A 24,541-nucleotide genomic window follows, 5' to 3' on the forward strand; every position below is an offset into this window, starting at 1 on the left:
AATATAGATTAAATGATAATACGAGTAAGTTCAAAACATTCTGCAAAATCTTTTCCTATTTGCTTTCCTCTTAGTTTTGCCAAATCTGTAATGATGTCATTACTAAAAAACATTCTGTGCTTTTGAGTTTCAAAAGAGTTGATAGATGCTTGTTTTGCTTTTACATCTTCTTTAGAGATTTCAATAAAAACATCCATATCAAAAGTCATACTATTCCAAGGAAGTTCGTAACCAAGAATGGTTGAGTATTTGAATGCTCTTCTCGCCTCTTGATAAGCTACCTGATGTGACTGGTGTATATCTTTACTATTGGGTACAAATACAATATCTGGTTTTATAGCTTTGTTGGTATCATAGAACAATTGTAAAATATCCATTCTGTCTTTGAACAGGTCTCTTGGGTTATAATCTTTAAGAACCATACGTTCTTTAGACAGTTTAAGATGCTTACAGCTCTCCCAAAATTCTTTCATAAAAACGTCCTTCTCTACCAGTGGTGGCATAGACAATCCTAAATAATGAATTGTGTTGTCTTTACTTAATTTATGAATTGTAGCACCTAATCCTAATTCGATATCATCTAAATGAGGAGCGATGGCTAATATGACTTTATTCTTTATTTCCATTAGTATTGCACTTTTGGTTTGTTAAATATCAATGTTAGTAATCCGTAGAATCTTCCTGTAGATTCTGTGAATGCAGCTTTTTTATCTGAAGCTCTTAATACGTTTGTAAATCTAATTATTGCTAGCAAAACAGCAATAACATTCCATTTAATTTTTGCTTTAAAAGATGGCTTAGGATGCCTTACTTTCCATACATACCAACCATTTCTTGTAACCATTTTTCCATAGCTGAATTGATTGGGTCTTCCTGAAGGTTCATGGAAGTGAGCCAACTTAGCTCCGGTATTTACGTATAGATCGTATTTTTTTGAAACTCGTAAACAGAAATCTGAATCTTCATACAATCCGTATCCTTCAAAATATGTAGAGAACTTGATCTCATCTACAACTTGTTTTCTAAAAGATGATACCCCTCCCATGAAATGTTCTACTTTGTAAACCTTATCTATTGGCGGGAAAAAGCCAATTGAGAATCCGTTAGAGAATTCAGGCATAATGCAGGGAGGTTTGTCTGACAAAAGTCCTAATTTCTTTCTTATAACATTTCTTGATCCGATGGATCTTACCCAGCCTTCAGCTTCGTACTCACCATAAGAAGGTATTTCTCCTTCATTTAGCTTTCTCCAGTTAACTTCGTTTGTGATATAACCTCCTACTCCTCCTGCATTTGGGTATTGACTGTAAGTGGCTATTAAATTCTCAAAGTATGTTTCAGTTAGAATAATATCATCATCCAAGAAACAAACAACTTCAATGTTTTCTGATAGTTTTCCTATTCCAAAATTTCGTTGTCTGGTAAGTCCTCTGTCTTCATCATCAACTTTATAGTATTCAAGGTTTTGATAGCTCTTTTTGCTAAGAGCTTCCTTTGTTAAATCGTTTCTTGACCCGTCTACAATAACAATCTGGTTAGGATACAAGGTTTGCAGCTTAACTGATTCTAGCAAATCAGTCAACGCTTTTGGGCGCATGTATGTACAAACTATTAAACTAAACTTCATCTCTCTATGCTAAGTGTTTCCACATTCTCTCGATGGTTCCTTTTATGGGGAGTTGGGTTGCTCTATTGATCCATTGTTCTCTTCCTTCTTTCTTACTTTCACTATGGGTAAGAGCTTCTCTTAGAACTTCTAAACGTGTTTTTCTGTTGTTGATCCAAAATACAGGGTCTATGTCTTTGATCATTTTGAAATGTATGAACTTATAGGTTCTTTCTACTGACCAATCAAATGTACTTTCTACATCGTAATTGATATAGCATGATGGTTTTCCTAAAATAGCTGCATCCAGTGCCATTGTAGACCCCATATTTACAATCAAATCTGAATGAATAATGGTATTGATCAACAAAGAAACATCTTTTTTGCTTGGTCCTCCTTTGTTCCATAAAAAAACATCGGTCCCAAACCAATCTGGTTTGATCTCTGTTGCAACGTCTGAAAATTCATCTAACACTGTATCAAAACCTTCATTACGATCGATAGGATTAGGTCTGAATAAGACTCTGTATATATCTTCTTCTTTATTCAACTCTTTTACAGATTTACACAGGTCAGATAAATACACCGGGTCATTAGGAGATGTTGTCTTATCATTTCCTGAAAACAAAATGTATCTTTTTTCTGTGTCTAGCTTGAACTGATTCAAAAATTCAGAACGTTCCAATCTATATTCATCTTCAAAATAATAGGTAAACTGTGGAGTTCCTGTAACCTTGATGTTGTTTTCGTTTATAAACGGATAATGCTCGATCATCTCGTCTTTCATATACAAACTCCAAACAAAATACTCATCGGCTTTTACCAACTGTACTCCTTTAGGAATATTATCCCAAGAGTGAATAAAACAAATTGTTTTGATTCCTAAATCTCTTGCAGCCAACATAGGGGCCAATGCATTACTTGCTCTTTGATGGGTACAGTATACTACATCCGGAGCTTCTTTTTTTAATTGGTCTTTACACTTAGTGTAATAATTGGTCTTTCTAATCCTTTTGTACAAAGGTTTGTCTAGGTTTTCTATCCCTTTTTCATTTGCATAAAAACCTGCTATAGAGCTAATCAAATTATTTCTTAGCCTGCTTCGTAAGGGCTGATTTTTATAAATCCCTATCAAGTAGCTTAAATAGTTCTTATTTCCTGTTCTTTTAACATTGAAGTACAATTCTGCCCTATTCTTGATCTTAAGTAGGAGATTTACTTTAGAATTGTACTCGTACTCAGGAAGCTTTACAAATTGGTTTTCAATTCCGTATTGTTCTATGTAATCTTGGTCTGACCAAAAAACAAAATCAAAATTGGAGTGGTTTAAAAAACCAGATAATATGAAGTTTCTGGCGCTATAACCAGACTGAATCAACAATAAAACTTTCTTCTTTTTACTCATTCTCTTTTAATACATAGAAATCAAAACCAAACTTTTGCTCTTTTAAAACATAGTCAGCCTTAATGATCCTTAGAAACTCTTTTAAATTTCTTTTCTGTCCTTCATCTATTTCAGAAGCATTTGCTCCATCCAAATGTATCATTCCGTTTCTTTTTGTGTCTAGAATCAAAGCGGGCTTTTTTTCTACTACTTGTTGATTGAATTCTTCAATTTTTTTTCTGATGAATTCTGTATCGTATTTAAAGGTTGAATGGTAGAAAAATACAGTAGGAGAAAACTTATTTGTTTGATTGTATATTTCGCTTGAGTTTCCCCAAACAAGAAGTGTATCATCTTTGTAGTTATCCGATATGTGTGTAGCTACATTCTCAGATTGGTTCCCTGATTTTAACAGTATCCATTCCCAATTCTTAAGTGTCATATATGTCGGAACATAAAAACTCCCTACAAAAACAACACCTGCAACAATAACCACCAACAGATTAGACATCTGTATTCTTTCGCGTACTTCAGAAATAATAATAGCTGTAGAGAAAATAACCAAAGGCACCCACATCATGTAATAGTGTGCGTACAATCTATCAGATATATTTCCAAAGTATAATTCGATAGGAATCCAAAAAATTAAAAACAATTCTAACTTTCTGTTCTTGTCTTTTAAGAATCTTAAAATAGCAACAATGAATCCTGCTATGAAAATTACCCCGAGGTGGTATTTTTTTACCGAAGCTAAAATGGTAGAAATTGCTGATGATTTCCCAGTACCGGAATATGAGAAATTAAATGTAAAAGCGGCATCTATAAATTCATGCAAGCTATTAGTGCTTAACAAGTAGATTCCTAAAATCAATACAATTGTAACAGCACCATATCCCATCTTTACAAACTTCATCAAAACATCTTTGAAGCTTTCTTTCTTAAGGATCAGTTGCACTAAGTATACACAGAATAATGCCACCCAAAAAGCTATCAAATTGGCTCGTAGTGTAAAATTGAGTACAAAGAATGCTCCTATGAGAGCATAGTCTATTGTTCGTACTTGTTTTTTAAGCAATAGCAATAGTGATAAAAGACTAAAAAGAGCTCCGTATTCTTCTGTCATATTTCCTCCATCAAAGAAGTACTTCAATGTAAACAGTCCGAAACTTCCTGCTATAACTGCAATGAGTAGTGAGTATTCTTTCTTTAAAAAGTTGAAAACCCTCATAAAGGTGTACAGTATAAGTAACATCTCTATGATCTTTATTCCTATGATAGATTTTAATCCTATTCCGTAACCTATTGCATTTATTAAATACAGAGAAACACCCTTATGATCCCATCCATCTACGTAAGGAACATATCCGCTTACCAAAAGCCTTCCCATGTATACAAAAACATTTGCATCAGTATAAAAGGGCATAAAGAAAATAGGTGCAAAAAGTACCAATGCAAGTAATACAAAAAGCTTTTTCATCTTACTTAAATCTAAATGTAATGGTTTGTATCAACGATTTAAATGCGGCTTTAAAAAGCTTCCATTTTTTAATTGATACTTCTCCTGTTTCTCTATTATGATGAGTTACCGGAAACTGTTGTATACGCAGCTTCCTTAAGTTGGCAATTCCGGAAACAATTAAATTGGGGGCGAAAGTATTATCCGGTATTCTCAAGATATCATCATGAAATTTGCTCGACCTCATCAAACGGAAAGGAGCATTCACATCTTTTACTCTATTACCATAGAAAAAGCCTACTGTTAATTTAGAAATTAAGGTTGTAACTACTCTAGGAAGAGGACTGTTACGATGAATTCTGTAACCGATCAAAAAGTCAAAGTCGTGTCTGGCTTTCCAAAACTTCTCAAATTCATTTGCCTTTAGCTCATTATCAGAGTCGATCTGAAACAACCATTGCGCATCCAAATTCTCTTTGTATCCTTTTAAAATAGTTGGTCCATGACCGGAATTTGGCTTATCTACAACTTGAAGTCTATCATTTTCTTCTGCTAGTTTGTTTAAAATTTGCAGTGTTTGATCTTTGGACCCGTCATTAAATGTATAGATTGTATAATCTATATTCAATGAACTCAAAGTTTGTGTCCAATCGTGAATGACGTCGGAGATGGCTCCTTCTTCATTGTATACCGGGATAATAATTTTTAATTCTGACAAGGGGGATTTGTTTTAAATTGATTTTCTATCTTTTCAATATCTTCATATGAATCTACATCAAAACTTTTTGATGTTGGCATGACATATTCAATAGTTCTGTCAGTGAAAAATGTCTTTCTCTTCAAGAATTCTTTAATTTCTATAATATAAATGGCTCCATTAGGCTGATATGCTACCGGAAGCTCTTGTCTTGGCATGAAAGGGAAATCGTTATTAACAATACCTTCCAAATAACCTTCTTTGTTCTTTTTAAAACTCTTTAGCGGATGATGGTCGGGCTTTACAACACTAATTAAAGAGTTAGCATTGGCTTCTTTCATCAAAGCTAAAGCATCATCAATATCATCAGCTGTTCTCAAAGGTGATGTTGGCTGAAGTAAGACTAAATATTTGTATTCTTCTCCTGTGATATGAAACTGCTCTAAAGCATGTTCTACTACAGGTGCTGTAGGTGTATTATCTTGAGCTAAATGATCAGGTCTGTCAAGTGTTTCTACAGTTTTGTATTGAGAAGAGAACTCCAGGATATCGTTTCCATCTGAGGTTACAATAATCTTATCAATTCTCTCAGCTTTTTCTGCAGCTTCTATAGACCAACCAATCAAAGGCTTTCCTCCTACTTCTGTGAGGTTTTTGTTAGGTATTCCTTTTGATCCTGATCTTGCTGGTATGATTGCTACAACACTCATTATAAATCCTGAAACTGTTTTTGGCAGTTAACTTCCCAAATTTTATCGGATAGCAGTAAATCTAAGAATATTTGATCGCTATTTCCTGATCCAAATTCAGAAAAATCGATTTCTTCATGTTTCTTTGTTTGAATCTCCCGAATAGCATTCATGATCATTGCCTTGTCATGAGGTACATTTACAATGGTTTTCGCCTGAGATCTATTGTGCTGCCTAGTTCCTACATCTACAGTAGGTACTTGGTAATATGGTGCTTCTCTTACACCTGCACTTGAATTTCCTATAACAAATTCTGCATCCTTTAGTAAAGACAGGAAATATTCGAATCGTAAAGATGGAAAAATCCTGAAACGTTCATTGTTTTCCAGTCTTTTATATTCTTCTAAAATCTCATTTGTTCCTAAATCATTATTAGGGTAAATGAGAATGTAATTTTCTTCAGATTCAAGCATGGCATCTACAAATACATTGATATGATCTTTAATCATATCATACTCTGTAGTTACCGGGTGATACATTGCAATTCCATATTTTTCAAAAGGAATCTCATAATATTCTTTGACAAAATTCAGTTCAGGAAGTGTTTTTGGATTCATTAAATCCAAATCCGGCGACCCAATAGTATAAATTGATGAGTCGAGTTCTCCCATTTGCACCAATCGCTTTTTAGCCAAGTCATTTGATACCAAATGAATATGAGAAAGTTTACTTACCGAATGTCTTATTAGTTCATCAACCGTTCCTGAGATTTCCCCTCCCTCTACATGAGCTACCAAAACATTATTTAAACTACCTACAATAGCTCCTGCCAACGCTTCTACTCTATCTCCATGAACTACAATCAAATCCGGTTTTTGTTCTGCGATAAAACTCGAAAAACCTTCAATGGTCTTTGCCAGAGTTCTATCCATATGTTCTGCTTCTTTGTAATTTTTGAATGTAGCTATATTCTTAAAACCACTTTTGTAGATCTCGTTTACAGTAGATCCATACTGAGCATCCATATGCATTCCGGTAACAAAAATCTGAACATCAAATTCTTGGTGTTCTTGTGTGATCTTCATCAACGATTTTAGTTTTCCAAAATCGGCTCTTGTTCCTGTTAGGAATACTATGTTTCTTCTTTTACTCAATATCGTCCCAGTTTAGATGCTCATCTGATGCTATATCTCTTGTTGCTGATTTTCCAAGAATATCATTGTATTTATCAGCTAATATTTTTCCTGTTCCCGGTCTTTTTACCCATAAGTTCTCTTTTGAAAAAAGTTCTCCTTTTTGAATGGGTTTGATGGTTACTACCGTAGCAAAGGCAAAGTCTATGGTTACTTGCTCTTCTTTAGCGGGTTCTTTTTTACCGCCTCTCATTTTCCAGATCAATTCACTTCCTTCAATCAATTCTTTGCATGCCGTTTCATCCATAGAACAAACAATATCCGGACCTGTTCGGTTCATATGGTCTGTAAAGTGCCTTTCTAAAACGGAAGCCCCTAAAGCTACGGCTCCCAAACATGCGTGATTGGTAATGGTATGATCTGATAAGCCGAAAACATGCTTAGGAAAGGCATCTGCCATTTCTTTCATAGCTCCGTAGCGTACCAATTCCGGTGGTGTTGGATATAAATTTGTTGTATGCAACAATGCCAAAGGCACATTGGCTTTATCAAAGATTTCTACGGCTTTGGAAACGCTTTCAATAGTATTCATTCCTGTGCTTAAGATCACTGGCTTTCCAAAAGAAGCTATATGTTCCAGTAACGGATAGTTGTTACATTCTCCTGAGCCTATCTTATATCCGGAAACATCCATACGTTGCAATCTGTCTGCCGCAGCTCTTGAGAATGGTGTAGAAATAAAGATCATTCCTTTACTTTCTACATACTCTTTTAGCTCGGTTTCCTCTTCTTCATTCAAAGCGCAACGTTCCATGATCTCATAAATAGAAACATCGGCATTTCCCGGAATTACTTTTTTAGCAGCTCCACTCATCTCATCCTCTACTATATGTGTTTGATGTTTCACACATTCTGCTCCTGCTCTGTACGCTGCATCAACCATCTCTTTGGCTATCTTCAAGGAACCTTCATGATTGATTCCGATTTCTGCAATTACCAATGGTGGAAAATCAGGTCCAATTTTTCTTCCCTTTATTTCTATAGTATTTCTCACGAATGAATTGTTTTTAAAAAGTCTTCAAGTCTGCTCAGTTGGCTCTGAACAGTATAATTATCTAGGAATGTTTGTTTTCCTTTAGTTGCTAACAAATGTAACTTTTCTCTATCAGAGTACAAATGAATTATTTGCTCTTTCATCTCTTCTAGGCTATCACATAAAATGGCATTTTCGTCTGTAATTTCAGGGTAACATCTTACAGATTCTCTTGTTGCCACTAATACTTGTTGATGGTTTAAAGCTACAGGGATTCTGGTTCTTGTTCCTGTATTGTATTCCCAAGGAACTATATGAATATCTTCCGGATACAATACTGATTCTAAGTCTTCTACAAAACCTAATGCTTGTATCTGTTTGTCATTTAATTTTTCTTGTAGTGATGCATGTGCCCTTTTGACACTTCCCACTACTTTTAATTGCACATTGGATACTTTTGATTTTAACGAGCTCCAACATACTTCTAAAAAGCGATCTAAGCCCAAACGATTGGCCGTTGTTCCCATACCTCCTAAATGTACAATTGACACTTCTTTTTTTGGTGTCAAAGAGGTTGTAATGGCTTTGTATGTTGTTGGTAAATACAACACTGGTTTGTATGATATGGCTTTTATCTCTTCTGATTCTGTCATTGATCCTGAAATACAGGCTTCGAATGTTCTAACCATTTTGAGCTCGACTCTTTTCTTCTGAAAAGAATGAAATCTTTTGTTCAAAGATGGTTTTACACGTAATAAAGAAAGTTTGTATTCCCAATCGTGATGAGAATATATTCTAGGAACAGGCAATTGGGTTTTCATTGCCCAAATGGCTGCCCATCTCCATTCACACCAAACTAAATCTATTGACTTTTCTTTGACCAATGTTTGTAGATAGCTTTTATTTTTCTCGTTAACAAAGAAATATTCAAACTCCGTAGGTTTCACAATTGCATGATAAATCCAATCCAGCCCTCTTTTTCTTTTTCCTTCATCTGCTTTGTAATGAACAATCTCTTTTACAAAAGACGCAACTTCTTTATAGTCTGCTTTTTTGAAAGAATAAGAAGCATTCCATTCAACTGTCAATAAGGTTATGTGATAGTTCAAATTAGATAAAAGCTCTAAATGACTGTATAAGACAGCAGCTCCACCATTGGCATTAGGTGAGATCTCTTCAGCATTTACTATGAACAGTATATTTTTCATAACTCTTCTTCTATCTTCTTATACGTTTCTAAAACTTTCTTTTGTATGCTTGTACAAGCCAGCTCTTTTGCTTTTTCTTGGTTTATCTCAAATGCTTTCTCCAACAAAGCCTCATTCTTTAAAGCTTCTAGGATTTTATCAGCGATATTTCTACTATTTTCAGGATCGTCTATCAACAAACCATTAATCCCGTTTTCTATATAATCTTCTGTTACGTTTCCAGGGTTTGATTGTATTGGAAATGCTCCACAAAGCATAGATTCTAATAGTGTATTAGGTATTCCGTCTGTAACACTATTTCCAATGGCAATTTTTGCTTTGCCAAACTTCTTCAGTAGATCTTCATGAGTCAACTCATCACTTCTTGATGAATAGTGAATATTCAGGTTGTACTCGGTATTTAACTCTTCTATCTTATCAATCACTATTTGATGAGCAGAATATACATACAAGTCATAGGCTTTTATCACATCTATGATAAACTTTAATGCTTCTAATACATGTAACGCTCTTCCAGCCCAATGATGGTAGCCTTTTATAAGGATTGTTTTTCTTTGTTTGACTGGCTGTATGTGTTCTTGGTACTTCATGAGATCATAGCCTCCTCCTCCAGGGAATATCGGCATAGAATCTCCTGAAAAACCGTTTTCTTTTGCTAAGGAAATATCTCGAGAATTGTCTGAGAAAAAATAATTCACTTGATTTAAAACACTTCTTATTTTCTTTAGGTGTTTAGCATCGTTTTGATAGTGATAAATATCGCTTCCCCATGAAGAATATGCCCATACAAATGGCAGTTTTTGTCTAACTTTTACTAACGGATAGGTTTCTGACTGCATTTCCATTGAATGTACCAAGTCCGGTTTAATTTCTTCTATGAGTTCTTTTAATTTCTCTGAAGCAGTTACTTGAAGAATATTTTCAATCTTTTCGTAGAAAGCAGGTTTCTTCTTCTTTAGTCTCTCTTCTCCTTTGATATACGGGATCTTTCTCTTAGACCAATTCTCTATGTAGTTTGTCCATTTAAGATCTGGATGAATTTCTCTGTCTAAACAGTCAAATACATATACCTCGTGATGGGAATCTTTCAACTGATTGATCCATCTCGCTGAGTGTATATATTGCTGACAAACGAAGAGAATTTTCATATTATCTTTTTCTCAAAACTACTATAACAGCTTCTCCCTTCTTATTTTGGGTATTTGATCTCTTTCCGGTGATGTTTATAAACTTCTTTACAAGTTTCTTTACAAATCTAAATCTAGAAGTATTGGAAATAATGATTCCTTTCTTAGAAAACAGTTTGTATACGTTGTTTGTTAACAGATTTAGCGTGTAACTTTTCTTTAATCGATCTGATACAGGCTCATTATTTACAGAAACCACTTCTACATCAAATATCTTTTCAAAGTTTTTAAAGGTTTCGTTATACCATCTTGTAATATGGTGGGGAGGGAAATTTAAGGTATGATTGATATTATCTGTTAAGATAGAATCTGCAGATGGTACTCCAAAAATGATCAATCCGCCTTTTTTCAAGACTTTCAATGAGGATTGGATGTAGTCGTGTGGACTCACTACATGTTCTAGAACTTGAAAGCTACACACAACATCAAACTCATTTTCATGTTCTAAAGCGTAATCTTCAATAGATTTTTTAATGAGTTGAATTCCTTTCTCTTTTGCATCTGCTATTGCTTTATCATTATACTCTAATCCGGTATAATCATCTACATTGATGATTTGTGAGAAATGACCACTTCCTGAACCTATTTCTAGTACTTTGTCTGTTTTCTTGATGTGCTTTTTAGCCAAGAAAAACTCATAGCGATCATCTTTATAGTAAAACTCTTCCGGCTTTAGTAAAGATTCGTAAAACTTAGGACTTCCGGTAAGAATAGGCGAGAAAAAGTGAAGCTTACAGTTTGAGCACTTTTGATACTCAATATATTCGTTTCCTTTAAACTCTGATAATACATCAACATTCAGATCTCTAACATATAAATCGTTAATGTCTGAGGCCTTGATCTTTTGTACCGTCTTGAGGTCATTACTTTTACATAAAATACACGTATCACTCATTTTCAATATCTCCATTTTGTCTCTAAATACAGAGACCCAAATTCTTTTAAAGGGGGTTTCTTATCTGTTTCTGTATCCCAAAACACCATAAATGTAATGGCATCTTCTATAATATCTATATCTAATTTACCATTACCTAAATACAAGGAAAGACTATACGACCCCGGCGATAATGCTAAGTTTTGGAATGTTATTTCAAATTGTTTCTTTTCTTTGATCACTTTCATTGAGTTCTCTTTTTGATAAGAGTTTTCGGCAAAAAGGATCTGATTTTTTTCGTTTTTTAATACATAACCGAATGATAGATCATCAATTTTTGAAGTATCAAAATCAACGAATACATTCAAGTTCTGTCCGGAATACACATTAGAAATTCCGTCTCCTATTGTAATTTTTTCTAATACTTGAGTACTGCTGCTTTTTCTATGTTTATGGTCTTTTAGATCCATCACATAGCTTTCTTTACTGTCACTTAAGTATTGTCTTACTATTTCATTTGTTTCTCCGTAAGACTTTAGTGTACCATTTTCTAGCAGAATAGAATGGTCACATAAGTTTTCTATGGCAGTCATATCATGACTTACAAAAAGGACAGTTCTTCCATCTGCATTGGAGATGTCCTTCATTTTTCCAATAGCTTTCTTTTGAAATTCAGCATCCCCCACGGCTAATACTTCATCTACTACCAAAATATCAGGCTCTAAATGTGCAGCAACAGCAAAAGCAAGTCGTACTTTCATTCCGCTGGAGTATCTCTTTACCGGAGTATCGATATAGCGCTCACAACCGGAGAACTCTACAATTTCATCGAGCTTTGATTTGATTTCTTTTTTGGTCATTCCCAAAATAGCTCCGTTTAAGAAGATATTTTCTTTTCCTGTCATTTCAGGGTGAAATCCGGTTCCTACTTCTAAAAGTGAAGCGATTCTTCCTTTTGATTTGATTGAACCTGTTGTTGGACTAGTTACCTGAGATAGTATTTTAAGAAGCGTAGATTTTCCTGCTCCGTTCTTTCCTATAATTCCAAGGACTTCTCCTCTTTTTACTTCAAAATTGATATCTCTTAACGCCCATACATATTGTGAGCTTCCTTTAGAAGACCTATCATTAGCTTCTCCAATCTTTAAAAAGGGATCTTGTTTCCCTCTAATTCGATGCCACCAACGATTTAGATCATGACTTATAGTACCTGAACCAATAAGTCCAAGTCTGTATTGTTTAGATAAACCTTCTACTTTTAAGATCGTGTCAGACATAATTAAATCGTATCTATAAAGCTCTTTTCTGTTTTATTAAAAATCAAAATCCCAATTAGTAGAGTAATTACACAAAACAGTCCTGTATATATTAGACCGAATTGGGTAACATCTCCAGAACCAATCAGCATTAACCTACTTGTTTCTATCAAATAAGCTAAAGGGTTGTACTCTACCAGCCATGCATAATCCGGTAATTTTTCTTTTGCCAATCCTATAGAGAAAACAACGGCAGAAATATACATGAGTAACTGAACTCCAAAAGCTACCAAAAAGCTTAGATCTCTATATTTTGTAACCATGGATGAAATAATCATTCCCAATCCTAAGCCTAGCATTCCCATGAAAATAATGATTAACGGATAAAAGAATACCCATGTTGCATTGGGTGCTATTTGATCTCCTTCTACAAAAACGAAATAGAGATAAAATGCTATGAAGATTCCGAATTGTATTCCAAATTTCAACAAGTTGGAAATAACTATAGATAAAGGCATGATGATTCTTGGGAAATATACTTTTCCAAAGATCTGCTCATTCTTTTTAAAGGTGTCAGACGTAGCTGTTAAACACTCCTTAAAATAATTCCAAGTGGTTACCCCTGCTAAGTTGAATAAGAAAGGGTTAATTCCATCAGCAGGTTCTATACCCGCTATGTTATTAAAGATCAATGTTAATATTACAGATGTCAACAAAGGTTGAATCAAATACCATAAAGGTCCCAATATGGTTTGTTTATATAAGGTAATGACATCTCTTTTCACAAAGAGCATCAATAAATCCCGATACTTCCATATCTCTTTAAAATTGAACTCTAACAGGTTAGATTTCGGTGTGATTTCTACGATCCATTTATCTTCTTTCATACAACTAAAATGGGATAATTTCTTTAAAGTTTGTTATCACATATTTCGCATTCATAGCTATAAAGGCCAATAAAGCTGCATTGATCATTAAAAAGCTAAGAACTTCTTTATTTTTATTCTTCTCTATACTTTTTTCTAACAATTTTAAAATAGGTAAAGGCATCAGCACTAAAACACTTACATACCATCTAGGTTCTACATAACTGATCACTATAAAACACAGCGATAGTATATATACAAAGCTAAAGATCAAAATATACTGTTTATTTGGAAGTTTCAGCTTTACCTTATTTCTCAAGTTAAATAGTAATGCCAATACAATAAACATCAGTAATATTCCTGTAAGCCTGGTAATAGGAACGGTTTGAGTTAACACATTTCTAAAGGATTGTTTTATTGTAAATCCTAGATCAAAAAATATAGAACTAACCATAGAGTTTTCAGGTAGTGAGTCTTCACCGTTCTCTTTTATGTACTGTTTTACATCTTCTACACTTACGTGTTTTCCATAGGCCAACTCTCCTTGGCTGTTCTTTAAAGCTGTTAGGTATTGTAATTGTATCCAGTTGATCTCATCATCTAATTCTTTTTCATTAAAAGAAAGTCCTTTTCCTTGGGTTAGATTATTGAAGTTTGCTGCTGCTACAATTAGAATAGAGCTTAAAAACAGTATGCTTGCGTTTTTTATGACTTGTTTCCATTGAAGTCTTTCATTCCTAAAGAATAAGAATAAAACCACTAGAATTGGCAGTAAGTAGATGATTCCAAACTTACGGGTAATAAGCATGAGCCCATAAATGATTCCTAAATAGATATAGTACTTTACTGCAGTTGTATTTTGAATCAAATGCAAAAAGTAATAGAAAAACAGTGCTGTTAAGAAATAGAGAATTGTATCATTGATCCCCAAAAATAGAATACTGCTTACAATCAATACATTTACAGAGGTAATCCAAGCAAGGTTTCTATAACTTTTATTGTCAAACGAGAAAAACTTCTTTTGAATTTTCAGAACCATATAGATCGTTAAAATTCCAAAAAGAAGGCTTGTAATTCTGAGAGAAAACAGAGGGTTTGATGCAAAAAAGTCTACAAACGAAGCTACTAAATTGAAAAGAATGGAGTTTCCTTTTGCCAGTGCTTCTGAATATCCGTTTTCCGAGAAAAAATTAAACATCTTTAAGAAACTATTTTCATCACCTTTTGCTTCGGGTCTTAAAAAAGCTACTTTATATCTAATAATTCCATAACACAGGAGCAGTATACTTGTTACTGCAAAGTTTGCTTTGGTTAGTATTTTTAGCAAGTTAGTTTTCATAAAATGCTCTAATCTTATCAATCACAAAATCCATCTGCTCTTTGCTTAGCTCATAAAAAAGAGGCAATCTAAGCAAGGTAGAAGTAAAACGATCTGAACTTTCTAACTCGTTTCCTTCATATTGATCTTTGTAAAAAGGGCTCTTATGTAGGCTCAAATAATGAAATACTGAGCTTACATCATGTTCTTTTAATTTAGCAATAATTCCTGAGCGCTCTTCAATGGAATTACAAACTAAATAGAACATGTGTGCATTGTTGGTTGCATATTCCGGTGTTATGGGCAACTTAACACCATAAGCTTCTAAAAACTGTAAATTTTCCTTGTAGTAATTCCAACTTGACTTTCTTTTTGCCTGAATAGATTCAAGGCTTTCTAATTGTGCCCATAAGAAGGCAGCAGTGACATCTGAAGGTAAAAATGAAGAACCAATGTCTACCCATCCATATTTATCAATCTCTCCTCTAAAGAAAGCAGATCTGTTGGTTCCTTTCTCCCAAATGATCTCTGCTCTTTCTACAAAACGATCGTCATTAATTGCCAACAAACCTCCTTCTCCACATTGAATATTCTTTGTTTCGTGAAAAGAGAACGTAGATAAATGACCTATTCCTCCTAAAGGTTTGCCTTTGTAGAAAGAATCGATAGCCTGAGCGGCATCTTCTACAACAAATAGATTGTATTTATCTGCCAAATCCATAATCGTATCCATCTCACAAGCAACGCCAGCATAATGCACTACAACAATTGCTTTTGTTTTGGGAGTGATTAATGATTCTAACTTGGTTTCATCAATATTCGGATGATTGGGTTTTGAATCGGCAAAGATGACTTTTGCTCCTCTCAATACAAATGCATTGGCTGTTGAAACAAAAGTGTACGAAGGGATAATGACTTCATCTCCTTCTTTGATATTGAGTAATATGGCCGACATTTCTAAAGCATCTGTGCAAGATGTAGTCAGCAGTGTTTTCTTAAAACCATATTCTTTCTCAAAAAAGGCCTGACATTTTTGCGTAAACATTCCGTTTCCGGATATTTTCCCGCTCTTTACAGCCTCTTCGATATAGAATGTTTCTTTTCCTGTTAAGTATGGTTTGTTAAAGGGGGTGTACATAAACTATACTTTTGTATTTGTGCTATCGCTATTATATAATTCGGTTCTTGTTGCCGAATAAACTCCGTCTTTCTCTGTATCTTTTTTAATAACCGCTCCTCCTCCTACAATTGTCTTTTCTGCAACCACAACATTATCTCTTACGGTTGAATTAATTCCAATGAAACAGTTGTTTTTTACAACAGTTCTACCTGAAACTGCTGCTCCGGGAGCCATAAAACAATGATCTTCTAATGTTGAGTGATGCGCTAAAATAGCTCCGCTCCACATAATGCAATTGTTTCCTACTTCTGCAAAGGGCTCTACGGTAACGTTAGGAAAAATAAAAGAGTTTTCTCCTACTTTACTGTGATCCCACACATAAGCATCGGGATGAATATAACTAATACATTCGTATCCTTTTTGTTTTACTTCTTCATAAAGTCGCTGTCTAACTGTATTTACTTTATTAGGACCAACAGCAACCAAAATTTTAATCTCTTCAGATTTAAAAACCTGAGTTAATTCTTCAAAATCATAATTGGCAATCCCTAAGATCTCCTCTTTCTTTTTGTAGGCAGCTTCTTCAGAGAAACCAACTATATCATAAGCTTCTTTTAAGTAAAAGTGAGCCATGAGAGCATAATCTCCTGTACCAACTATGATTAATTTTTCTTGTTTATTTTGAGACATATACAGTCATTTCATAAAGGTCATAAGAATGATCGATCACAAAATCTCTTGATAGATTTTTAACGATAAAACTTGTTAGGTCAGATAAACTAGGGTAAAAAAGTCGATCGTAAGTCCAATCTACATGTTCTGTCATGCAGTTAAACACAATTCCTTTCTTACTTCTTTCAAACATTTTGATCAGGTTCCCGTAAAAGAAATCTTTCCAAGCTTCTTCTGTTTGCTCTAATTTTAAGTTGAATGTACCACTTACGATGGCGTAATCAAATTGTTGACCTTCTTCTAAGTTACTAATATCTCCTAAAATAGCAGTACCTTCTCCAAATCGAGTGTTGGATTCATTAACCATTTCTTCAACTACATCAACGCCTTGATATTGGCAAGAAAGTTTGTTGGAATGGCAAAAATTTAAAAACTCACTGCTACCACAACCTACATCAAGGATTGAGGGAGAATCTTTAAAATCGATGTACTTTGCCAACATTTCGAACCTGAGGTATTGAGAATCTTTATTTTTCCAATCCATTCCCTCTGCTCCGGTTCCATGAGCTTTGATTTTATCTTTATAATAACCTCTTATATTTTCTAAATCCATTTTCATTGTCTAAAACTCTCATTCTTTTTCATAAACTTCTCTCACAATTGCATTGGGTCTACCTTGTACTTGAATAAAGACTTTGTATAGATAAATACCTACAACTCCTAAGAAGGTGGATAATATTCCTAGTATAAATATACTTACCGCCACCAATGAAGTCCATCCAATTTGAACTTCATCCATGTAAATCAATTTTCTTACGATCAGATATATGATAAAGATTACACTGAAAATAGAAATTGAAATACCGAAGTAAAACAAGTAAACTAGCGGTTTTCCTGAGAAAGACGTGATGGCTTGTAACATCAACTCTGCTCTTTTTCTAAAAGAATAGGTACTTTGCCCTTGGCGTTGCCTTTTCTTAATAGGAACTCCTTTTTGTTCAAACCCTACCCAATGCATCATTCCTCCTAAGAAAAGATTGGCATCGTTTAAACTAAGCAAAGCATCAACATACTTTCTTGTCATTAAACGTTCGGTTAGAATATTATGTGGAATCTTAGTATCTGATAATTTATTGATCAAGACCCAAAAGATCTTTCCTAGATATTTTTCTAAAAAATTTCCTTTTCTGTTCTCTTGATACCCATAGACTACATCTAGACGATCGTCCTTTTTTATTTCTTCAAAAAAGTGGATCAATACGTCGGGAGAAACTTCTAAATCATTGTCTATTAAAAACACGTAGTCTCCTTTGGAGTGTTGTAATCCAGCTTGGATTGCATAATGATGGCCAAAGTTTCTAGATAGATCAAGTACTTTTATATTCTTGTTCTTCTCTTGTAATTTTAGCAGATAATCTACCGAATCATCGGGAGATCCATCATTTACAAAAACCAATTCATATTGCTCAATAGCTAGTTGATCTATTGACTTTTCTACAATCGAAATAAATTCCTCAAGGAAGCTTCTCGATTTATACAATGTAGATACAACAGATAAGGTCATACTGATATTTTGGTTAGTAATTTAAAAACTCTCGTGCTTTCTCTCCCTCGTTAAAAATCAGGTCTAATATAGTAACTTCATGGACAAATGGTAGTGATAATTGGTTGTATACTTTATATCCATCATAATTCATCCAATCTACAGCAATTCCTAATTCAGCAAATCTTTGTTCATCTAAATACGATTTCGCAGCACTTCCACTTAAATATCGATCTGCTTTTAACTTGGTACAAGCATCCTCTAAACGCTCTTGTCTACCTCCTTGTAAATCGAGTTCTCTAGAGTCTACAATTCTTGTATTTATGTTTAAAATACCGCAGATAGCTTCTATAAAATGTTTATTTATAGTACTTAGATTTGTTTCTCCTCTTTCGTAAACAGGCTTTAATACCTCCATATATTGTTTGAAATAAGGAGCTTTTCCATAATTGGTCTGTAGTGCATTGATATGTTTCTTATACCAGTTTGTCTTTAGCACTTCTGTTTCATATATTTTTTGATCTAAAGAACTTTGCTTTACCGGAATGGTCAACCATTGTGGACCGTTACTGGTTTTGATCTTATTTCTGTTCCTCCAATCATTCTTGGTATACTGTACTTCGTCATAGATAACAAAAACATCTGACCTTGCAATAAGGTCAAAATACCCTTTCCACGGTATATAATTCGATTGAAGTATAGATACTGTCATTTCTTAATATAAAATCAAACTAGCTTTGTTGTCTTTCCAAACCAACTTCCCTATTTTCTTCCAAGGCTTGGCTAAATTGTTCTTTAATCGGTCTTTCTCCCATTCAAAGGCTACTTTTACATTCTTTCTTATCAAATCAAATTCTGCATTCTGGGTTCCTAAACCATTCTTATGCAACCAAAAAGCACTATAACGTATCAACCCTTTTTCTAAATCAGGGCTGTCTGATTTTCCAAAAGGTCTGTCTACTCTAAAAACATAATTCACCCAAGACCCTCCTCTGAGGTATTTACCCGGTTGACCGTTTTCCTGAATCATTGGCAACATGTCTCCGTTGTAGGTAAGTGTATGTATATAATCTTGCCCTTGGAAATGCCCATCAACAAAAACTCCATGCGGAGTAATTCCCAATAGTTTTGTTGCGTAACCATGTGTAGCGATCTGTACGGGTTCAATAGCTTTACCAAAAGATTCTGACACATTAGTTATTTTACCAACTGTTGCAGGACCAAATCGCCCGTTTAATTGTAATATGACTACTACCAATAGCAGAAACTTTAGTCCAAAAACTCGTAGATCCTGAACTTTTAAGTTTTTCAATAAAAGTATGTCATCAGAAGCTATCGGGAAATTTGGTGGTGTATATCCACAACTTTCTTCTGTACAACGTTCTAGTTCTCTATTCTTAGCTACATATTGATACACTCTTTTTGCCAAGTGATAAATTCCCGGAACATACAAAAGAAGCCCTAGAACAAAGAATAAAGGAATATACATGAAAGCTTTTCTGTATGAATCTACTCCTACTCTTACCGTTCCTTTACCATCAACAGTATGCATATCTGCCAACAGTTTATCTTTAGAAATATCTTGTAAAGCTTCATGTTCAAAGCCATACACCTGTACACTCTTAAAGTCTACTGCTCCGAAGAAGTCAAAAAACTGAATAATGGTTTTCGTACGGGCACAAAGCGGACATTCATTATCATAAAAGAAAACAAGTTTTGGTTGCTTGAATTTTAGTTTCTGTGTAACCCATTCCCAGTATCTGTTTGGTAAAAGCAACACATATAAAGCCGTAACACCAAGACCGAAGTATGGTATTGGGAAAATTAAAAAGATTCCTATATGTAATCCCACTCCTATGATGGCAAAAAGAATTCTCAATCTTTTTACCCAAAAGAAGAGAGGAAAGATAATTTCAAAGACAAATGTCAGATACCCCAAGAATAAAACTAAGTACTTCTGATTTAGCAACCAGTGTGGCGCTATTAAAGTAACCTGTGGTAAAGATGCCGGCATCCATAAACCTAAACCATTCATCCAAGATTCTGAATTTACCTTAGCGTAAATAGAATCTAAGTATACAATTCCTATACCTAGGAAAATCAATATGTAATAATACAAAACACTTACTTTATCTTCAGGTTTGTAAAACTGTTTTGTATTGGAGTATTTTAATCGTTTACCCAGATTGTCTAACGAATAGGATTGTGCTATTGGAAAAAGAATCATTAAAAACCCAATTCCTGCATAGGCATAATCCATATGATATTCGAAATATACGTGTGGTGAAAGGAAAAATACAATGAAGATATAATTTAGGATCGCTGAAACTCTGGTGTATTTACCTACAATTAAAAATACCAAAACGCACATCCAAACAACAAGAGGGATTCCGAAATCTATGTAGTTTCTTTCCAAAAACGGAATTGGATCGTAATACAACTCCTTGTGTTTGAATATGTGTAGTACTTCAAAGAATAAGTTCAGCGAGAATAAAATCCTAAAAATCGCCAATCCTTTTGATGAAATTTTCTTTGCGTAAAGTCTATTTACAAAACGGAACATAGTTTAGGGTAGTTGTTGATTACAAAGGGGGATTACTTCCCATATCTCTTGTAAACAAATATAGATTATTTTACCTCATTTTAACATTTTGAATCAAGTTTTATATCAACTACATTTACACCAAATTATCAAACCAAATGAATCAACAAATTATCGAGTGCGTTCCAAATATTAGTGAAGGACGTGACATTCAAAAAATCAATGAAATAGCCCATGTCGTTAAAGAAGTAGAAGGAGTACAATTGTTGGATATTGATCCCGGTAAAGCAACCAACAGAACCGTAATTACATTTGTTGGTGAGCCTCAAAAAGTGATCGATGCTGCCTTTTTGTTGATAAAAAAAGCTTCTGAATTGATTGATATGAGCAAACACTCTGGTGAGCATCCTAGGTTTGGAGCTACAGATGTTTGTCCTTTAATTCCTATCGCAAACATTTCTATGGAAGAAGTTGCCAAATATGCTCACAAATTAGGAGAAAGAGTTGGTAGAGAATTAGGTATTTCTGGTTATTTCTACGAAAATGCTGCCACAAAAGATGATAGAAAGAATTTAGCAACTGTGAGATCGGGTGAATACGAAGGATTAGAACAAAAATTCTCTAACAGTAATTGGCAACCTGATTTTGGGCCAAGTGAATACAATGATCAAGTAAAGAGATCCGGAGTTACTGCAATTTCAGCTAGAGATTTCCTTATTGCTTATAACATTAACCTTAACTCTACTTCTACGCGTCGTGCCAATGCAATAGCATTTGATGTTCGTGAAGCTGGAAGAGTAAAAAGAGAAGGAAACCCTATTACAGGAAAAAAAGTATTGGACGAGAATGGTGACCCAGTGAGAGTTCCTGGAAAATTGAAAGCTGTAAAAGGAATTGGTTGGTATATCGAAGAGTACGGAATTGCTCAAATTTCTTACAATTTGACCAATATTAGCATTACTTCTATGCACCAAGCTTTTGATGAAACTGTAAAATCTGCTACCGATAGAGGTTTAAGAGTAACTGGTTCTGAATTAGTTGGATTGGTTCCTTTACAGGCAATGTTGGATGCTGCAGATTATTTCTTGGTAAAGCAACAACGTTCTTTAGGAATTAGTGAAGATGAGAAAATTAAAATCGCTATCAAATCTTTAGGATTAGATGATTTAAAACCTTTCAATCCTCAAGAAAGAATTATAGAGTATGTTATGAATGCCAATGCCGATAAAAAATTGATCGACTTTACGGTAAAAGGGTTTGCAGAAGAAACAGCTTCTGAATCTATGGCTCCGGGTGGTGGATCAATCTCTGCTTATGTAGGTGCTTTAGGTGTTTCGTTAGGAACCATGGTTGCAAACTTATCTGCACACAAACCAGGTTGGGATGACAAGTGGGAATACTACTCAGAATGGGCTGTAAAAGGCCAAAAATATAAAAACGAACTTCTTTTCTTAGTAGATGAAGACACCAACGCCTTCAATAAAATTATAGATGGTTTTAGAATGCCTAAATCTAACGAAGAAGAGGTTGCCGCCAGAAAGCAAGCCATTGAAGATGCTACAAAATATGCAACAGAAATTCCTTTCAGAGTTATGAAAACTGCGTGCAACTCTATGGAAGTTATGAAAGAAATGGCTGAGAAAGGATTGCAAAATTCTTTATCTGATGCCGGCGTAGGTGCTTTGTGTGCCAGAACGGCTGTGATTGGGGCTTACTTTAACGTACGAATCAACGCAAAAGATATTAAAGACAGAGAATTTGCCAATCAGATTCTTTCTGATGCAAAATCTGTTTATGAAAAGGCTATCGCTCTAGAAAGTGATATGATCGCCTTGATAGATTCTAAAATTTAATTATATCAAACTCTTGTTATTTTTCAAGAGTTTTGTAAATTTGCATAAGTACTTATATAAATAACTATGGATAAGTTTTTAGAATTAAAGGAATTAGGTTTTGGATCACGAATGAAAAGGCTTAGTGATACATTAATGAGAGATGTAAAAAAAGTTTACAAAAGTTTGTATATCGATTTTGATCCTTATCTCTTCCCTATTTATAAAACTATTAGTGATCAGGATTTTATTAGCGTTGGGGAGATCTCTGAAACATTACAGATCACTCAGCCGGCAGTTACTCAATTCATCAATATATTGACTAAAAAAGAATTGATCATCGTCTCTCCGGATGAAAATGACAAAAGAAAAAAACTTATCTCATTATCTGATAAAGGAAAGGCTCTAAAGGATCGTTTGAATCCTGTGTGGAAGATCATGCAGGAAGAACTTACTTCTTTTATTGATAGAGAGCCAACTTCTTTTATGAATCATATTAGACTTACAGAACAAGAGCAACAGGAAAAAAGCTTGTATGAAAGAATTATGACACGAATAAGAGAGAACGTAGAAATTATAGAGTATTCCTCTGAATACGATCATATTTTTCATGATTTGAATATTGAATGGTTGGAAAAATACTTCTATGTTGAGCCACATGACAAAGAAGTACTGGAAAATCCAAAGACTTATATCATTGACAACAAAGGGTATATTTTCTTTGCAAGATTCAATGGTGAAATTGTAGGCACTGTAGCTCTTATTAATGAAAAAGAGTGTTATGAGCTTAGTAAAATGGCTGTATCACCAAAATACCAGGGTTTAAAGATTGGTCAAAAGCTTATGGATAAGTGCATTCAATTCTCTAAGGAACAAGGTTGGGAAAAGATTATGTTGTATTCTAACAGAAAACTAACACCGGCAATCAATTTATACAGAAAAGTTGGCTTTGCAGAAGTAGAACTAGAGCAAGATGTTTATTATGAAAGAGCCGATATAAAAATGGTTCTTACTTTATAAGAAACTTTGGATAGCTAATTCATAGCCTTTTAAACCAAAACCAAAGATCACCCCTTTGGCGTTTGCAGCTATATAGCTTTTATGTCTGAAGTCTTCTCTAGAATGCACATTCGAAATATGAATTTCTACCACAGGAGTTTCTATAGCTTTTACAGCATCACCTATTCCTACAGAAGTATGCGTATAGGCCGCTGCATTTAAAACCACACCGTCATAATCAAAACCTACCTCATGAAGCTTATCTATCAACTCTCCTTCAATATTAGATTGGTAGTATTCTAAATGAATGTCAGAGAACTTCTCTTGTAGTTGCTTGAAAAAGTCTTCAAAAGAATCAGAACCATATACTTCAGGTTCTCTCTTTCCTAATAGATTTAAATTGGGTCCGTTTATGATTATCAACTTCATGTCACGAATGTAGGAATAATTTCACAAAAAAAGGGAAGCTTTTAAGCTTCCCTCCTATCATATACTATACTTCTCTTATAAAGAGAATAATACTCCAATATTGAAACTGCTTCTTGCATTTCTGATTGTTTCTCCTGAATTGTTAGCAAAAATCTCTGTCAAACCGGATTGTCCGTCATACTCTACGAAGAAGTTTGTGTTTTCTGCAATAGGAAATTTGTATCCAATACCAAAAGCCAAACCAAAATCTGTGCTTTCCAAACTATCTTTCACATCTATTCCAAGCTCAGAATCTTCAGCTTTTAATAAGATTCCTACATAAGGACCAAAGTGTAAATACCACTTTCTAGTTGATCCAAAATGCCAGTTAGCCATTACAGGAATAGTAAGGTAGTTCAATTGAAAATCTGTAGTTACAGTGTTTAAACTTGGACCAGTAATAAAACCGTCAGCCCATCCTTTTTGATCACTAATCATCTTTACTTTCAATCCCCATCTGTCTGAAAAGTAATATTCAGCAGTAGCTCCGAAATTAAATGAAGTTAATGTGTTGGTGGAGTTTTGCGCATCAATGTCTGAAACAACAGAAAAGTTAACACCTAATCCACCCCCAAGTTCAAATCCTGAAGTTTTTTGCGCATTTGCTGTAATAACACCAGCAATTGCAATCATAGCAATAAATAAAAATTTTCTCATT

The 24,541-nt window shown here is 34.3% G+C and carries 24 protein-coding genes; 2 read left to right on the forward strand and 22 right to left on the reverse strand.

Annotation, left to right across the window (positions count from 1 at the left end; genetic code table 11):
- Positions 1-8: 8 nt before the first annotated feature.
- The 20 genes from ACFSRZ_RS10365 to ACFSRZ_RS10460 are packed head-to-tail and all read right to left on the reverse strand — an operon-like array spanning position 9 to position 20,605.
- Positions 9-626: a PIG-L deacetylase family protein gene (locus ACFSRZ_RS10365; RefSeq protein ID WP_379666484.1), complete on the reverse strand. Its 618-nt coding sequence runs from the start codon at positions 624-626 to the stop codon at positions 9-11.
- Entirely contained in the window at positions 626-1,627 is a 1,002-nt protein-coding gene (locus ACFSRZ_RS10370; protein ID WP_379666485.1) for a glycosyltransferase family 2 protein, read from the reverse strand. The genes ACFSRZ_RS10365 and ACFSRZ_RS10370 overlap by 1 nt, the downstream gene beginning before the upstream one ends.
- Before the next feature lie 4 nt (positions 1,628-1,631).
- A complete protein-coding gene (locus tag ACFSRZ_RS10375) occupies positions 1,632-3,011 on the reverse strand; it encodes a hypothetical protein (RefSeq protein WP_379666486.1) in 1,380 nt (459 codons plus the stop codon).
- On the reverse strand, positions 3,004-4,467 hold the full coding sequence (locus ACFSRZ_RS10380; protein ID WP_379666487.1) for a hypothetical protein: 1,464 nt from the start codon (positions 4,465-4,467) through the stop codon (positions 3,004-3,006). Before ACFSRZ_RS10380 ends, ACFSRZ_RS10375 begins: the two co-directional genes overlap by 8 nt.
- Position 4,468: 1 nt before the next feature.
- Positions 4,469-5,164, reverse strand: a complete 696-nt coding sequence (locus ACFSRZ_RS10385; protein ID WP_379666488.1) for a glycosyltransferase family 2 protein — start codon at positions 5,162-5,164, stop codon at positions 4,469-4,471.
- On the reverse strand, positions 5,152-5,853 hold the full coding sequence (locus ACFSRZ_RS10390) for an acylneuraminate cytidylyltransferase family protein (RefSeq protein WP_379666489.1): 702 nt from the start codon (positions 5,851-5,853) through the stop codon (positions 5,152-5,154). Before ACFSRZ_RS10390 ends, ACFSRZ_RS10385 begins: the two co-directional genes overlap by 13 nt.
- The gene (gene neuC / locus ACFSRZ_RS10395) at positions 5,853-6,986 is read right to left on the reverse strand and encodes a UDP-N-acetylglucosamine 2-epimerase (RefSeq protein WP_379666490.1); all 1,134 of its coding nucleotides are present in this window, start codon (positions 6,984-6,986) and stop codon (positions 5,853-5,855) included. Before neuC ends, ACFSRZ_RS10390 begins: the two co-directional genes overlap by 1 nt.
- Positions 6,979-8,019, reverse strand: coding sequence for an N-acetylneuraminate synthase (gene neuB, locus ACFSRZ_RS10400; RefSeq protein ID WP_379666491.1), 1,041 nt, complete (start codon positions 8,017-8,019; stop codon positions 6,979-6,981). The genes neuC and neuB overlap by 8 nt, the downstream gene beginning before the upstream one ends.
- Complete coding sequence (locus ACFSRZ_RS10405; protein ID WP_379666492.1) at positions 8,016-9,206, reverse strand: glycosyltransferase; 1,191 nt, start codon at positions 9,204-9,206, stop codon at positions 8,016-8,018. Before ACFSRZ_RS10405 ends, neuB begins: the two co-directional genes overlap by 4 nt.
- Positions 9,203-10,354 (reverse strand): glycosyltransferase family 4 protein, encoded by a 1,152-nt coding sequence (locus tag ACFSRZ_RS10410; RefSeq protein ID WP_379666493.1) that lies wholly within the window; start codon positions 10,352-10,354, stop codon positions 9,203-9,205. The genes ACFSRZ_RS10405 and ACFSRZ_RS10410 overlap by 4 nt, the downstream gene beginning before the upstream one ends.
- Before the next feature lies 1 nt (position 10,355).
- Positions 10,356-11,288 carry a class I SAM-dependent methyltransferase gene (locus ACFSRZ_RS10415; RefSeq protein WP_379666494.1) on the reverse strand — a complete coding sequence of 311 codons (933 nt, stop codon included), beginning with the start codon at positions 11,286-11,288 and terminating at the stop codon, positions 10,356-10,358.
- Positions 11,289-11,290: 2 nt separating this feature from the next.
- Positions 11,291-12,544, reverse strand: coding sequence for an ABC transporter ATP-binding protein (locus tag ACFSRZ_RS10420; RefSeq protein ID WP_379666495.1), 1,254 nt, complete (start codon positions 12,542-12,544; stop codon positions 11,291-11,293).
- Between the two features lie 2 nt (positions 12,545-12,546).
- Entirely contained in the window at positions 12,547-13,410 is an 864-nt protein-coding gene (locus ACFSRZ_RS10425) for an ABC transporter permease (protein WP_379666496.1), read from the reverse strand.
- A gap of 4 nt (positions 13,411-13,414) precedes the next feature.
- Positions 13,415-14,728 (reverse strand): glycosyltransferase family 39 protein, encoded by a 1,314-nt coding sequence (locus ACFSRZ_RS10430; protein WP_379666497.1) that lies wholly within the window; start codon positions 14,726-14,728, stop codon positions 13,415-13,417.
- On the reverse strand, positions 14,718-15,845 hold the full coding sequence (gene rffA, locus ACFSRZ_RS10435; RefSeq protein ID WP_379666498.1) for a dTDP-4-amino-4,6-dideoxygalactose transaminase: 1,128 nt from the start codon (positions 15,843-15,845) through the stop codon (positions 14,718-14,720). Before rffA ends, ACFSRZ_RS10430 begins: the two co-directional genes overlap by 11 nt.
- A 3-nt stretch (positions 15,846-15,848) precedes the next feature.
- Positions 15,849-16,517 carry an acetyltransferase gene (locus tag ACFSRZ_RS10440; protein ID WP_379666499.1) on the reverse strand — a complete coding sequence of 223 codons (669 nt, stop codon included), beginning with the start codon at positions 16,515-16,517 and terminating at the stop codon, positions 15,849-15,851.
- Positions 16,504-17,112 (reverse strand): class I SAM-dependent methyltransferase, encoded by a 609-nt coding sequence (locus tag ACFSRZ_RS10445; protein WP_379666500.1) that lies wholly within the window; start codon positions 17,110-17,112, stop codon positions 16,504-16,506. Before ACFSRZ_RS10445 ends, ACFSRZ_RS10440 begins: the two co-directional genes overlap by 14 nt.
- Positions 17,113-17,130: 18 nt before the next feature.
- Positions 17,131-18,063, reverse strand: a complete 933-nt coding sequence (locus tag ACFSRZ_RS10450) for a glycosyltransferase family 2 protein (protein ID WP_379666501.1) — start codon at positions 18,061-18,063, stop codon at positions 17,131-17,133.
- Between the two features lie 13 nt (positions 18,064-18,076).
- Positions 18,077-18,754: a WbqC family protein gene (locus ACFSRZ_RS10455; protein ID WP_379666502.1), complete on the reverse strand. Its 678-nt coding sequence runs from the start codon at positions 18,752-18,754 to the stop codon at positions 18,077-18,079.
- 3 nt (positions 18,755-18,757) lie between these two features.
- Positions 18,758-20,605, reverse strand: coding sequence for a DCC1-like thiol-disulfide oxidoreductase family protein (locus ACFSRZ_RS10460; RefSeq protein WP_379666503.1), 1,848 nt, complete (start codon positions 20,603-20,605; stop codon positions 18,758-18,760).
- 137 nt (positions 20,606-20,742) lie between these two features.
- On the opposite strand from ACFSRZ_RS10460, the gene ftcD reads away from it, so the two are divergent.
- Together ftcD and ACFSRZ_RS10470 are read left to right on the forward strand one after the other, a co-directional pair.
- Entirely contained in the window at positions 20,743-22,437 is a 1,695-nt protein-coding gene (gene ftcD, locus ACFSRZ_RS10465) for a glutamate formimidoyltransferase (RefSeq protein WP_379666504.1), read from the forward strand.
- A 66-nt stretch (positions 22,438-22,503) separates the two neighbouring features.
- Positions 22,504-23,436 carry a bifunctional helix-turn-helix transcriptional regulator/GNAT family N-acetyltransferase gene (locus tag ACFSRZ_RS10470; protein WP_379666505.1) on the forward strand — a complete coding sequence of 311 codons (933 nt, stop codon included), beginning with the start codon at positions 22,504-22,506 and terminating at the stop codon, positions 23,434-23,436.
- Here ACFSRZ_RS10470 and aroQ read toward each other — a convergent pair.
- Both aroQ and ACFSRZ_RS10480 read right to left on the reverse strand, forming a co-directional pair.
- Positions 23,431-23,844: a type II 3-dehydroquinate dehydratase gene (gene aroQ, locus ACFSRZ_RS10475; RefSeq protein WP_379666506.1), complete on the reverse strand. Its 414-nt coding sequence runs from the start codon at positions 23,842-23,844 to the stop codon at positions 23,431-23,433. The two genes, ACFSRZ_RS10470 and aroQ, sit on opposite strands and share 6 nt — an antisense overlap.
- Before the next feature lie 75 nt (positions 23,845-23,919).
- Positions 23,920-24,540, reverse strand: a complete 621-nt coding sequence (locus tag ACFSRZ_RS10480; protein WP_379666507.1) for a porin family protein — start codon at positions 24,538-24,540, stop codon at positions 23,920-23,922.
- Position 24,541 lies beyond the last annotated feature (1 nt).

This window comes from Pseudotenacibaculum haliotis, assembly GCF_042684245.1.
GTDB lineage: Bacteria > Bacteroidota > Bacteroidia > Flavobacteriales > Flavobacteriaceae > Polaribacter > Polaribacter haliotis_A.

Excerpts from the sequence above, each read along its gene's own strand:
- ACFSRZ_RS10365 (WP_379666484.1), bottom strand. The coding sequence starts at position 626 with ATGGAAATAAAGAATAAAGTCATATTAGCCATCGCTCCTCATTTAGAT.
- ACFSRZ_RS10370 (WP_379666485.1), bottom strand. The coding sequence starts at position 1,627 with ATGAAGTTTAGTTTAATAGTTTGTACATACATGCGCCCAAAAGCGTTG.
- ACFSRZ_RS10375 (WP_379666486.1), bottom strand. The coding sequence starts at position 3,011 with ATGAGTAAAAAGAAGAAAGTTTTATTGTTGATTCAGTCTGGTTATAGC.
- ACFSRZ_RS10380 (WP_379666487.1), bottom strand. The coding sequence starts at position 4,467 with ATGAAAAAGCTTTTTGTATTACTTGCATTGGTACTTTTTGCACCTATT.
- ACFSRZ_RS10390 (WP_379666489.1), bottom strand. The coding sequence starts at position 5,853 with ATGAGTGTTGTAGCAATCATACCAGCAAGATCAGGATCAAAAGGAATA.
- ACFSRZ_RS10405 (WP_379666492.1), bottom strand. The coding sequence starts at position 9,206 with ATGAAAAATATACTGTTCATAGTAAATGCTGAAGAGATCTCACCTAAT.
- ACFSRZ_RS10410 (WP_379666493.1), bottom strand. The coding sequence starts at position 10,354 with ATGAAAATTCTCTTCGTTTGTCAGCAATATATACACTCAGCGAGATGG.
- ACFSRZ_RS10415 (WP_379666494.1), bottom strand. The coding sequence starts at position 11,288 with ATGAGTGATACGTGTATTTTATGTAAAAGTAATGACCTCAAGACGGTA.
- ACFSRZ_RS10420 (WP_379666495.1), bottom strand. The coding sequence starts at position 12,544 with ATGTCTGACACGATCTTAAAAGTAGAAGGTTTATCTAAACAATACAGA.
- ACFSRZ_RS10425 (WP_379666496.1), bottom strand. The coding sequence starts at position 13,410 with ATGAAAGAAGATAAATGGATCGTAGAAATCACACCGAAATCTAACCTG.
- ACFSRZ_RS10430 (WP_379666497.1), bottom strand. The coding sequence starts at position 14,728 with ATGAAAACTAACTTGCTAAAAATACTAACCAAAGCAAACTTTGCAGTA.
- rffA (WP_379666498.1), bottom strand. The coding sequence starts at position 15,845 with ATGTACACCCCCTTTAACAAACCATACTTAACAGGAAAAGAAACATTC.
- ACFSRZ_RS10440 (WP_379666499.1), bottom strand. The coding sequence starts at position 16,517 with ATGTCTCAAAATAAACAAGAAAAATTAATCATAGTTGGTACAGGAGAT.
- ACFSRZ_RS10445 (WP_379666500.1), bottom strand. The coding sequence starts at position 17,112 with ATGGATTTAGAAAATATAAGAGGTTATTATAAAGATAAAATCAAAGCT.
- ACFSRZ_RS10450 (WP_379666501.1), bottom strand. The coding sequence starts at position 18,063 with ATGACCTTATCTGTTGTATCTACATTGTATAAATCGAGAAGCTTCCTT.
- ACFSRZ_RS10455 (WP_379666502.1), bottom strand. The coding sequence starts at position 18,754 with ATGACAGTATCTATACTTCAATCGAATTATATACCGTGGAAAGGGTAT.
- ACFSRZ_RS10460 (WP_379666503.1), bottom strand. The coding sequence starts at position 20,605 with ATGTTCCGTTTTGTAAATAGACTTTACGCAAAGAAAATTTCATCAAAA.
- ftcD (WP_379666504.1), top strand. The coding sequence starts at position 20,743 with ATGAATCAACAAATTATCGAGTGCGTTCCAAATATTAGTGAAGGACGT.
- ACFSRZ_RS10470 (WP_379666505.1), top strand. The coding sequence starts at position 22,504 with ATGGATAAGTTTTTAGAATTAAAGGAATTAGGTTTTGGATCACGAATG.
- aroQ (WP_379666506.1), bottom strand. The coding sequence starts at position 23,844 with ATGAAGTTGATAATCATAAACGGACCCAATTTAAATCTATTAGGAAAG.
- ACFSRZ_RS10480 (WP_379666507.1), bottom strand. The coding sequence starts at position 24,540 with ATGAGAAAATTTTTATTTATTGCTATGATTGCAATTGCTGGTGTTATT.